Source organism: Trichocoleus sp. ST-U2 (assembly GCF_039961875.1).
In the GTDB taxonomy this organism is placed as follows: Bacteria; Cyanobacteriota; Cyanobacteriia; order Cyanobacteriales; family FACHB-T130; genus FACHB-T130.
In genome coordinates, this window is record NZ_JAMPJY010000038.1 from 1 (window position 1) to 11,399 (window position 11,399).

General features: G+C 43.9%; 10 protein-coding genes. 4 read left to right on the plus strand and 6 right to left on the minus strand.

Annotated features, from left to right (window positions below; genetic code table 11):
• The first annotated feature begins 192 nt into the window (after positions 1 to 192).
• Entirely contained in the window at positions 193 to 1,059 is an 867-nt protein-coding gene (locus tag NC996_RS21045; protein ID WP_190684180.1) for a hypothetical protein, read from the plus strand.
• An 87-nt stretch (positions 1,060 to 1,146) separates the two neighbouring features.
• Here NC996_RS21045 and NC996_RS21050 read toward each other — a convergent pair whose 3' ends face one another.
• Complete coding sequence (locus NC996_RS21050) at positions 1,147 to 1,452, minus strand: hypothetical protein (RefSeq protein ID WP_348260017.1); 306 nt, start codon at positions 1,450 to 1,452, stop codon at positions 1,147 to 1,149.
• Between the two features lie 428 nt (positions 1,453 to 1,880).
• Here NC996_RS21050 and NC996_RS21055 point away from each other — a divergent pair, with 428 nt between their 5' ends.
• Both NC996_RS21055 and NC996_RS21060 read left to right on the plus strand, forming a co-directional pair.
• Positions 1,881 to 2,609 (plus strand): hypothetical protein, encoded by a 729-nt coding sequence (locus NC996_RS21055; protein WP_190684186.1) that lies wholly within the window; start codon positions 1,881 to 1,883, stop codon positions 2,607 to 2,609.
• A gap of 403 nt (positions 2,610 to 3,012) precedes the next feature.
• Entirely contained in the window at positions 3,013 to 3,609 is a 597-nt protein-coding gene (locus NC996_RS21060) for a hypothetical protein (RefSeq protein WP_190684189.1), read from the plus strand.
• 28 nt (positions 3,610 to 3,637) lie between these two features.
• Here NC996_RS21060 and NC996_RS21065 read toward each other — a convergent pair whose 3' ends face one another.
• From NC996_RS21065 to NC996_RS21080, 4 genes are all read right to left on the minus strand, one after another.
• Positions 3,638 to 4,606 carry a protochlorophyllide reductase gene (locus NC996_RS21065; RefSeq protein ID WP_190536673.1) on the minus strand — a complete coding sequence of 323 codons (969 nt, stop codon included), beginning with the start codon at positions 4,604 to 4,606 and terminating at the stop codon, positions 3,638 to 3,640.
• 309 nt (positions 4,607 to 4,915) lie between these two features.
• The gene (locus tag NC996_RS21070; protein ID WP_190684192.1) at positions 4,916 to 5,554 is read right to left on the minus strand and encodes a discoidin domain-containing protein; all 639 of its coding nucleotides are present in this window, start codon (positions 5,552 to 5,554) and stop codon (positions 4,916 to 4,918) included.
• A 119-nt stretch (positions 5,555 to 5,673) separates the two neighbouring features.
• Entirely contained in the window at positions 5,674 to 6,540 is an 867-nt protein-coding gene (gene fghA / locus NC996_RS21075; protein WP_190684195.1) for an S-formylglutathione hydrolase, read from the minus strand.
• Between the two features lie 145 nt (positions 6,541 to 6,685).
• Complete coding sequence (locus tag NC996_RS21080; RefSeq protein ID WP_190525457.1) at positions 6,686 to 7,798, minus strand: S-(hydroxymethyl)glutathione dehydrogenase/class III alcohol dehydrogenase; 1,113 nt, start codon at positions 7,796 to 7,798, stop codon at positions 6,686 to 6,688.
• 236 nt (positions 7,799 to 8,034) lie between these two features.
• Here NC996_RS21080 and NC996_RS21085 point away from each other — a divergent pair, with 236 nt between their 5' ends.
• Complete coding sequence (locus NC996_RS21085; RefSeq protein ID WP_190684198.1) at positions 8,035 to 9,123, plus strand: pentapeptide repeat-containing protein; 1,089 nt, start codon at positions 8,035 to 8,037, stop codon at positions 9,121 to 9,123.
• 413 nt (positions 9,124 to 9,536) lie between these two features.
• On the opposite strand, the gene NC996_RS21090 is transcribed toward NC996_RS21085, so the two are convergent.
• Entirely contained in the window at positions 9,537 to 11,252 is a 1,716-nt protein-coding gene (locus NC996_RS21090) for a CHASE3 domain-containing protein (RefSeq protein ID WP_190536678.1), read from the minus strand.
• Positions 11,253 to 11,399 lie beyond the last annotated feature (147 nt).

An 11,399-nucleotide genomic window follows, 5' to 3' on the forward strand; every position in this document is an offset into this window, starting at 1 on the left:
CTCAAATTCTTCTACTTTGAGTCCAGTCAAGCTTTGAAACACATGAGGTTTATTGTGGATAGCGCCGTAGCTCAACATCGTAAACACCTCGGTCTTCGAGCAACAACCCTTCACTTCTAAACTACTCTATTTCCGATTAAGTCTAATATCACCATTGTTCCTGCGGGGGGAGCACCTCACATACCTTATTTGGTGTATCTGGCTCGTGGACGGGATGTTGTCCAGCCAGCGGTAATTGTTCTGCTGGACAGCGATCAAGGTGGCAATGACGCGAAGAAAAATTTGAATAGAGGTGGTCCAAAGAGGAAGCAGTTACTAAAGGAAAATTTTATCCTTCAGATTGGTGATTTGGCTGGTGAAGCTGAGCTGACTCTTCCTAAAGGCATTGAACCGATAGAAATAGAAGACCTTATCCCATTACCAATTTGTGTGAGGGCGGCTGGCATCTATGCACGAGAAGTGTGCGGAGCCACTGATAGCGACGTTGCTGCAATTACAGAGGATGCCATATTAAAAAAATTGACAGATGGTAAGACTGTTTTTGAAGCGATAGAAGCTTGCTTTGAAGAGCTTTCTAAGGATGGACTTCATATTGAAAAAGTTGGATTTGCCAGAAGCGTAATCGGGACAATTACTAAACTGTCTAAAGAGGAAACTTCTCGTAAAACAAATTTTACTAACGGTCTTAATAAATTTGAGGAGAACTTCAAAATTATATTCCGCCGTATCGACAGAATGAAGCGGGATGCCGAGCGGGAGCGTACAGACGAACGTGTTTCCCAGAAGATTGATCGTCTTAAAGAGAACTTTCTTAAGGATCACCCAGTATGTGCAAACCGTGAAGATGCAATAGTTCTTCTTGAAGACATAGAATCGATGTTAGATGACAGTTTTGAGTGTGATGCCATTAAGTTAAAAATTCAAAATCTTCGCCGCGATTATAAACTTGAGGCTGATATGGTCAAACCGGTTGACAACTATGAGAAGTTCAAAGAAGGTCTAGAACAAATTAAGTACGCAGGACGAATTGCTAGCCAGGAAAGTCAAGAAGAAGAATGAATTAGTCCGCTTTAAAGTCTACAAAAGCTGAGCGGGTTTGCTTGTGTCCAATGCCAATTTATTTTCATATGCCAATTTATTTTCATACTATTGGCACAATATTGTCCTCGGTGTGTTGGTATCTTGAAAAGAAGAGGAGTGCGATCGCTCTCCCGGATTACTTGGCATCAATAGCGATTTGGGGAATACTTCATCTAGATTCTCGTTGACGATAGTGGATTTCCAGACGCGATCGCTACCGTTGCTGGTTACGGCTTGATTTTTACCTTTAGTATGAGTCACTGACTTAAGCCTGAAGCTCGTAGGCTGGATTTCCTTCGACGAACCCAGCCAAACCCTTTGAAATGTTGGGTAACGCTTAGTCGCACGGAACAAACTTACGAATTCTCGCATTTCTCCTTATGTCAGTGCCATTTCTCTATAAACGCTCACCGCTACAAATAGCTTAATACTCAGCATAACTGGTTGTTTTTATCTATAAATATTTAGTAAAGATTGTCTATAAAAAAATAAAGATTTAGTAAAGGTACGCCTCTAATTGAAAGTTGTTTCCCTTTACTAAGCTTGCTCTATATCTATCAGCTTTCGCTAATAGCTTATAGCAGTTATTGAAACAGTCAGTCCTTTGATAGAAGTAAGAATACGCTCTTGAGATAGAGCCATTCGTGCGTTTGCAAAAGTTATTCTGAAAACAATTCAAGCAGAAGTAGCGAATCAAACTACAACAAAGCTAAGAATTCTTTTTTGAAAGAAAGTGCGTCACGCCGACAGACTTTCAAGGTTCTATTTTATCTACATTTTTTTGGAGTTTATCAACAGCTATGACTAATCCAAAGGATTACCAAACTTATAACCGTGAAGTTCGTCAGGATTCTTACAATGACGCTAACGGTCATACTCACACCAACGTAACGCGAACAGAAGAAACAGTTAATAATGGCGTTGTTAAGCCTAACGCTGACTCCTACCGGGATGGTTACGTTAGCGGTCGAGTCTCTGAGCGCAGCTACCAAGAAGAGAATTTAGCTGTTCGGGATAATAACAATGCGGCGAGTGGCTTAGTAATTGGCTTGCTCCTGACTTCGCTGGTAGGCTTGGCCGCTGGTACTTGGTTCTTTTTAAACCAACGGAATGAGGCACCCGCTCCGGTTATCCCAAATATTGTGGTTCCTAGACAACCAGATGCCAAGCCAGCTCCTGAAGCGAAGCCAGCTCCTGAAGCAAAGCAAGCTCCTAGAAAAGAAACCACGATCATTGAAAGAACTAGGGATGTTTTGGTTCCAGTTCCTCAACAGCAAGCTCCGGCACCTCAACAGCAGGCTCCGGCACCTCAACAGCAAGCTCCGGCACCTAACATCAACATTACTGTGCCCAATGCTGAGCCAAAGCAGCCTGAGGCTCAACAAGCACCTTCGACACAAACTGCTCCCACACAGTCCGAAAGTGAGAGCGATCGCACTCCAGCTCAAGACGAATCGAGTGCAACAGATTCAACATCCAGCAGTCAACAAAACCCTGCTGCCGATAGTCCGGATGGTTCGGCTCAGTAACAGCCATAAAAAAGCCGCGATCGTCCCACTTCAAGCGTTAATATTTTGAAGAAGAATAGCCTCAAAGCCATTCACTTTGAGGCTATATTTTATGTTTGGTAAAATACCCACCTAAAGAATGACAATCAGCTTTACTACCCACCCCTCACATAGTTGATGAAGCAGGGGGAGAGTTTTCATGGTGGGTTATTTCTGCCGAGCTGGTCTAGTTGCGACGTGAAGTAAGCTGCTGTTGAGTACAAGCACTTTTATAGAAAGCTTGAAACCAAGACTTCTACCTGATTGCGTGACAATTCATTGCGACCATCAACAATTTGACAATTGGGCAAATAAATATGTATTTAACACACCCAAGCCGGGAAAAACAGCTAAAATTTTAATCTAATTTTTTTAACAGATGTCTATGAATAACTCCTCTAACTTCGTAATGCTAAAGAGTGCGGAATGGAAGTTTTGGTTAGGCTGGATTGCTTTATCTACTATAGGTAGTTTGCTTGGGATTGTTGCTGGCTTTTTTGTAACACTTTTGACTGGAGGTTTTGGCAGCAACGGATTTCCCTTTGGCTGGACTGTTGTATGGGCTATTTTGGGTTGCTTCCAATGGTTGTTGCTGAAGCGGCGAATTAAGAGATCGAGTTTGTGGATTGCAGCGTCTGCTATAGGCGGGGCGGTAGCTTTACCAGTATGTGTGCTAGCGAGTTACTCTATATCTACAAACGCACTATCTGATTTTTTTAGTGACTTTATATCATTGGATCTAAGTAATTCGTATGAGCTTTTTAGCCTATCTAAGATAGGTGCAATAAATGAAGCAATTGTTGGAACTGCACAATGGTTGTTGCTGAAGCGGCAGATTTCGAGAGCGGGTTGGTGGATTCCAGTTTCTGCTTTAGGCGGGGCAATGATTCTACCTCCGATTAGTGCTGCGATTAAAGGTTTAGCTTTGGTTTTGATGTTTCGGCAGACAACATCAAAACCAGATAGCTATATTCAAGAATGACCAATAATTCGCTAACGCACAGTCTTCGTTACGCTACTCCAACTAACTTAGCACTGAGATCCCACAGCTTTTGAGCTTTGTTATCATCGCTGGCTTCGTCAGAAACCTCTTGCACAAAAGACTGACGACCGGGTTTCTGGCGATTTCCCCAACTCCAATACATCCCGGATTCCTTGTATTCAGGATCGGCAACAATCGCTGCAACCCTTTCCCCTGCCAACTCCTGAGACACGTATCCCCCAGTGATGTTCTTTTGAAACAGCGGGAAGATTTTCCGAAACAGAGGATAGTGGTTGCGGAACAGAGGTGTATCTGCAACGCATCCCGGATAGAAGGAGTTAAAGGTGATGCCTGTTGAAGAGTGATAGCGCCGATGCAGTTCCCGCATAGTCAAAACATTGCAAAGCTTGCTATCTTTGTACGCTTTGCCTGGTTTAAACTTCTTGCCGTTAATCATCGCAATCGGTTCTTTGAAACCAGCTTCAAAGCCTTGGAGATTGCCTAAATCTGGAGGTGCTGGAATCGGAATCTTACCTCCCAACTCCTTCGGATTCGCCGTCACAGTTCCCAAAATCACAAGTCTGCGATCTGGATAAGAGGACTTTTTCAGATCCTCCAGCATCAAGTTGCACAGCAGGAAATGACCGAGGTGATTCGTCGCCACACTCAGTTCATAACCTTCTGCGCTCCGCATAGGTTCTTTTAATAAAGGTAGATAAACTGCGGCATTGCACACCAAAGCGTCCAAGGACTTGCCGCTGGCTCTGAAGTTATTCACGAACTGGCGAACGCTCTCCAAAGAAGCTAGGTCAATTTGCATGAGGGTGTAGCTGTCTTGGGGAATTTCCACCGTTTCGGCAGCTTTTTTCCCCTTCTCCAAATCCCGACAAGCCATCACTACGTGCCATCCCTTTTTGGCAAGCGCTTTTGCACCGTACAAACCAACCCCTGACGAGGCACCCGTGATTACAACTGTTGGCTTCCGATGTGATTCCATTGTGTTTAGACTCCGTTGACCGCCGTTAACTGTCTCTAGGATCTAGGATTTTACACCACTGGGTCATCAGCTCTTATTTTTCGAGGTGTGCTGTTATGAGTATCTTGGGGAAAGTTTTCTATCCATACTGGTTTTGCAATCGTTCATCAACAACACCAATTCAGTAGCGATCGTACCAACAATTTTGTAACTACCTGGCGATCGCGTACTTAACTTGCTAATACCATTTAGCAAGTCAAGCGACGCGAACTTCGCCAAATTTAGCTTTATCTAATAGCTCTGTTTTACTTAGAGCGTTCAGCGTAGCGATTACCGTTTAACAGACTTTGAAGAATAAGCCCTGAGTTGATGAAAAGTACCCCAACCATTCCATTGTCCGTCCGGTGGTTCCCAATATTTGACATATCTCGCAGCAGTCGGTTTGATTGCAACATCAATATCAAGTTTATTGAAAACAGTTGTTGGAGAGTAAGGATGAACAAGGTTGGAAACTAACTGCCAAGACTTGTTATCTGTTGATACTTCGACTCGAAATGTCAAGGAATTCTTAAACGCACCATCCCAATCGATGTTGTAGCCGACTCCATTAAGTTGATAAACGGAACCTAAATCCACGATTTGAAAGGTGCCTTTACCATTATTCGTTTCATTTCCCCATCGACCTAGCTGTGGATAATTTGTTGTTGTTTTGTAATCCACACTATCATTGGCATTGGCCCAACTTGGGTAAGTAATTCCTCCAGCTCTTGCAATCACCTGTTTGTTCGCAGCAACGTTAACCCCTGGAAAGTTAAGTTTTTTTGCAGCAACTTTAGCTTCTCGATCGGGTTGAGCTTTTGATGGAACTGGGGAGGAGTTTTTTAAGTCTTGTGTAGATTTAGAACAACCAATTAGCGTGAAAGCGACAAGAAAAGCAAAGGCAGATATTTTAACACTTTGTATTCTCATTTTATGTCTCAATTAGCTTTTCGCAAAATCTAATTCGCATTTACCTGCATAGATACTTTCTATCTATTTCGTAGGAAAATGTAAATAAAATCTTATTGGTTCTTATTAGGTTGGAGTAATCAAAAGCTCGGTTGGGCCAAAGCAGCCGCGTGGTGAGCGAAATGATCGCCGATAAATGAGGCAATGAAATAGTAACTGTGATCGTAACCAGGTTGTTTGCGGAGAGTCAGGGGATGATTTACCTCTGCACAAGCTTGTGCAAAAACGTCGGGTTGCAATTGTTCGCCTAGAAATTGATCGGCATCTCCCTGATCTATCAAAATGGGCAATCTTTCGGCAGCAGATTTAATTAAATGCATCGGATCGTAAGCTAGCCAGTCAGATTTATTGCCGCCCAAATAATTCTGAAACGCTTTTTGTCCCCAGGGAACCAGGCTGGGGGTAACAATCGGAGAAAAGGCGGAGACACTTTTAAACATTCCGGGATTTTTCAGGGCGATCGCTAAGGCACCATATCCGCCCATTGAATGTCCGAAAATGCCCCGAATTGCCATGACGGGGAAATTTGCAGCGATCGCTTCCGGCAGTTCTGAAACTACATAGTCATACATCCGATAATGCTTTGCCCAAGGCATTTGCGTTGCATTGACATAGAATCCCGCACCTGTTCCCAAGTCCCAGCTATCTTCTTCTCCAGGGACATTACAGCCGCGTGGACTGGTATCGGGAGCAACCACAATTACACCGTATTGCGCTGCAAATTGCTGTGCGCCTGCTTTACTGATGAAATTTTGTTCTGTGCAAGTTAGTCCACTCAGCCAATAGAGTACCGGACACGATTGGCTTTCAGCTTGGGGTGGAAGATAAACTCCAAAATTCATCTCGCAGTCGAGTACCGCAGAGTGATGGCGGTAGACAGATTGCCAACCCCCAAAACTCCGGTTGCGGCTGACTAAGGTGAGGTTTTTCGGGACGGGTTGGTTCATAACTGATAATGCTGAATCATACTAAGTTCTGCGCGATCGAGAAGAACCCCACCCCCAGCCCCTCCCCGCCTGCGGGGAGGGGAGACATAGCCGCAGGCTATGGCGGGGTGGGGTTCTCTTAATTATGGGCAAGCCGGACATGATATTACGAATATAGAATCACAGAACGAATGCTCTTACCCGCGTGCATCAAATCGAATGCCGTGTTAATTTGCTCTAGTGGCATCGTCTGAGTAATGAATTCATCAAGTTTAATTTCGCCTGCAAGATATCGTTCTACATAACCGGGAAGTTGCGATCGCCCTTTGACTCCGCCAAAGGCAGAACCCCGCCACACGCGCCCCGTAACCAGTTGGAACGGACGAGTGCTAATTTCTTCTCCTGCACCCGCGACCCCAATAATCGTGGATTCTCCCCAACCTTTATGACAAGCTTCCAGGGCAGCTCGCATCAAATTGACATTGCCGATGCACTCAAAGGTATAGTCAGCACCGCCATCCGTGAGTTCGACAATCACTTGCTGAATTGGCTGCTCGTAGTCTTTGGGATTGATGCATTCTGTCGCGCCTAACTGCATTGCCAATTCAAACTTACTGGGGTTGATATCTATGCCAATAATCCTCCCTGCTTGAGCCATTACGGCTCCCTGAACGACGCTTAACCCAATTCCCCCCAAACCAAACACCGCAACCGTTGAGCCTGGTTCTACTTTCGCTGTGTTCAATACAGCACCAATGCCTGTAGTAACGCCACATCCTAAGAGACAGACTTTTTCTAACGGTGCGGCTTTGTTAATCTTGGCGATCGCAATTTCGGGCAATACGGTGTATTCGCTGAACGTACTGGTGCCCATATAGTGATAGATAGTTTCACCGTTCTTGCTGAAACGGCTAGTTCCATCGGGCATCAATCCTTTGCCTTGCGTGGCGCGAATTGCCTGACACAGATTGGTTTTTCCAGACAGACAAAACTTGCATTCCTGACACTCTGGGGTATACAGCGGAATTACATGGTCGCCTGGTTGCACGCTGGTGACGCCAGCACCCACTTCCTCCACAATCCCGCCGCCTTCATGCCCCAAAATCGTTGGGAAAATGCCCTCTGGATCTTTACCAGACAGCGTAAATGCATCCGTGTGGCAAACGCCTGTGGCAACAATCCGAACCAGAACCTCTCCAGCTTTTGGCCCTTCTAGGTCAATTTCTTCAATTTCTAAGGGCTTTCCAGTTTCCCAAGCGATCGCCGCGCGTGTTTTCATCGTGACTTCCTGCCAATTTTGCCTAGCACCCTATCATCCGGAATTTTGCCAGAGATAGCCAGAGCTGTAATTCTTACTTTAGCGATCGCGGTTCGTTTCGCGGGTATAAAGTGACCCAGAAGCTATAAAAATACGTTTGTAAACGCCCCCTCAATCCAAACGTTGGTTGAATAAGCCGACTTTCTCACTTGTGGCTTAGGATAGGCTTGCAAAATTCCTACTTCGGGTAATTAAGGATGCGGCACAAAAAAAGTTTGTGGTGGATCTTGGGAGGATTGGGAGGAAGTGCGATCGCTATCTTTGCCTTACTCAATTTCTCCCACTGGCATCGTCTGCGTAGCTATGAGAAGATTCCTGACTTGAGGGCTGTGCAATGGAATGGTAAAAACTTAGCCGGTGCCGATTTCTCCCGCCAAGTTTTCCGAGAGGCAGATTTATCGGAGGCAAATCTGCGACGGGCAAACCTCCAAGGGGCAGACTTCTCTGGTGCCGCTACTCGCCTGATTGACACTGACCTGCGCCAAGCCAACTTAACCAATGCTTTACTCTCCGGTACTCAGGCTACCAGAGCCAATTTCTCTGGGGCAATCTTGCGTGAGGCAGACTTAAGCAACGCTAGCCTGAATGGTGCCCGTTTTAGAGATGCTGATTTGCAGGGAGCGAATTTGATTGGGGCAAAACTGGTAGGGGCTGACTTCAGCGAAGTGAAGCACGATCCGGCTTATCTCGATCGAGCGGATTTGACCGATACGGGTATTACAGGATTTCGCGATACACGGCTTTGCAACGCCACTATGACAAATGGTGCAATTTCTAAACAGGGTTGCTTTTGGCCTTCCTACGATTTGAAAAAAGCAGCGCAAGCTCAAGATTGGCGCTGGATGGATTCGGCAACTAGTTATCTATTTAAAGAGGCAGTGATTCCTGGGGATGCCAAGGCACTTGAGCAGACTGTAGACGAGATTACACCCGAACAAATCCGGGCAATGCCCTGTAAACATCTCAAAACCCTAGATCAACTTTGGCGTCAAGCAAGTGGCGATCGCTTTGGGTTCGCCATTCAGCGGCGAATTTGGGAAAGTTCTCCAGTGAATCGAGATTACACCAAGTTCGGAGAAGCTGTGGGATGGAAGCAAAACGGAACTTGGCTCAAATTTAATGATTTAAAGGCTAAAGAGTCCGCTTCCAATGGCAGTGTTCTCCCAATCGGTCATTTTCCCTGGCACTCTTGGCAAGTTCTGGAACCTACTAAGACCGAGCCTACTCGCTTTCGCCGTGTGGGATTTGGGGAATGGATGGCACGAGTTAAAGCCTGTGGAATTTGAGCGGCTCCCAGTCGTTAATCTCAAACGCCTTCAAGTGATGTTCCGACGAGTCCCTAATGGTTCCGAAATTGCCAAAACTTGCTCTTGTCAATTCGGAGTCGTTATGAGCGTGGTTAATTTAACGAAGTCATTAAGAGTTTGACTTAAACAAGGTTAAGTAAGGATATCTATGAGCGATCGCGAAAAGTTGACCACAGCCACAGGTTGCCCAATTGCTGATAACTAGAATTCCCTAACGGCTGACCCGCGTGGTTTTCTGTTGATGCAGGATGTGCAGCTTCTAGAACAGATGCAGCAGTTCTATATCGATATTGTTACTCATCACAGCACTCTCTCGGCTTTATTTTGTCATCGCAGTCGCGACCCTCTTACTGAGGATGACTTAAACGTATAGCAGTTTATAATCTATCCAACTAAACCACCGCATTGAGATTAAGCGCTGATTGATTCACCATTTGCATCCCAATTTTAGTTTGCTCTAAACCACTTGCTGTTTCTACCGATCCTTGTTTCAAATTATTCATCACTTCTACCACTTGCTCAATCGCCAGAGCTTGCTGCTTAGCAGTGAGAGAAATTTGCTGACTGCGTAACACAACATCATTAATTGCTGCTATTGAGTCCTGTTGATTGTTTAAAACAACTTCCTCAATCGCTTGAATTACGCTACCATACGCTTCCAACACAATATCATTAATTGCTTGGGTAACATTTGTAGAAGACTCTAAGACAACATCATTAATTGCTTGAGCCACTTTAGCAAAAGCATCGGCTGTTTCTCTAGACATTTCAATAGTTTCATCGGCATTCTTCTTCCCTCGTTCCGTCACTACCACTGTTAAATTTATTGCCTTTTGAATATCGGAAATCAGCGTATTAATCTTTTCTGCTGATTTTTTGCTTTGGTCGGCTAATTTGCGAATTTCGCTAGCAATGACTGTAAAACCTTTACTGTTCTCCCCTGCACGTACAGCTTCTACTGCGGCATTTAATGCCAGCATATTTGTCTGATTAGATATTCCTGTAACTAAGGCGCTAATATTGCCAATCTGATTAGCTTGTTCGCTCAAACTCACAATATGGTCTGCGATCGCGACAACTTTTTCTTTCAATTCTGACATTCCATTTACAGTTTTTATGACAGATTGATTGCCCGATGCAGCTAAGGATAGTACCTGCCGCGAACCTGTGGCTGATGATTCTGCTAAAGCTAATACTTGATTTGCACCTTTGGTTGATGATTCTGCTAAAGCTAATACTTGATTTGCACCTTTGGTTGATGATTCTGCTAAGACTAATAGTTGTCTTGCACTTTCTAGCGATGCCTCTGCTTGTTCTGATGCTTGCCGAGCTGATGCATTTAATTCATTCATCGTTGCACAGGCTTGATTAACGGCAACAGCTTGGTTGGTTGCTATACGTTCTTGTTCTTCTACAGCAGTAGAAATTTCTGTAGAAGAACTAGCCAGCGCACTAGTCACGTCATTAATCGGTCGGACAACCTTTTTAGAAATAAACCATAAAGTAAAACAAGCTAAACCTATTGCAGCAGCAGTGCCGCCTAAAGAAATAAAATTTGATATTTCTTCGGCTCGTTTAGCTTCTTCTTTCCTTTTATCCAGTAGTTCATTTTCTATGGCAATCATTTCGCCAATCTCTTCGCGAAGATGATCCATAACTTGCTTCCCTTTACCAGAAAGCACTAAAGCTCTTAATTCTGTTTCTTTACCTGCTTTTTTTAAAGAAATAGTTTCCGCTAATTCTGAAATTTTTTCTTGAGACAAATCTTCAACATTAGCCAAATTTTCTAATTGTTTGGGGTTGTCTTGTATAAGTTTTTGTATTTCCTTGAAATCTTTATTTATTATTTCAAGAGCTTTATTATAAGGTTCCAAAAAAGTGTCTTTCCCCGTAATAATGAAACCTCTTTGCCCTGTTTCTGCATCAACTAGATTTTTTTCCAATCCCCCCAGTTTATCTTTAACTTCATAAGTGTGTGTTACCCAATCTACTGCTTCTACCAAAGTATTTGTACTGATTTTAGAAGTAATACCTATACCAACCATCAGTGCCATAATTGTCCCAAAGCCGACTTGGGTAACTTGACCGAGCTTAATTTTATTTTCCATATCTAGCTATCTCAATTAATTGCTTACTGATATATTAACAATCAGCAAGTTATTGACAACAACCGCAAAACTACGGTATTCCCTTGTTAATCTAAATTAGTCCTTAATAATTTTTAATGAGCAATATTTTTTTATAAACAGATTCAG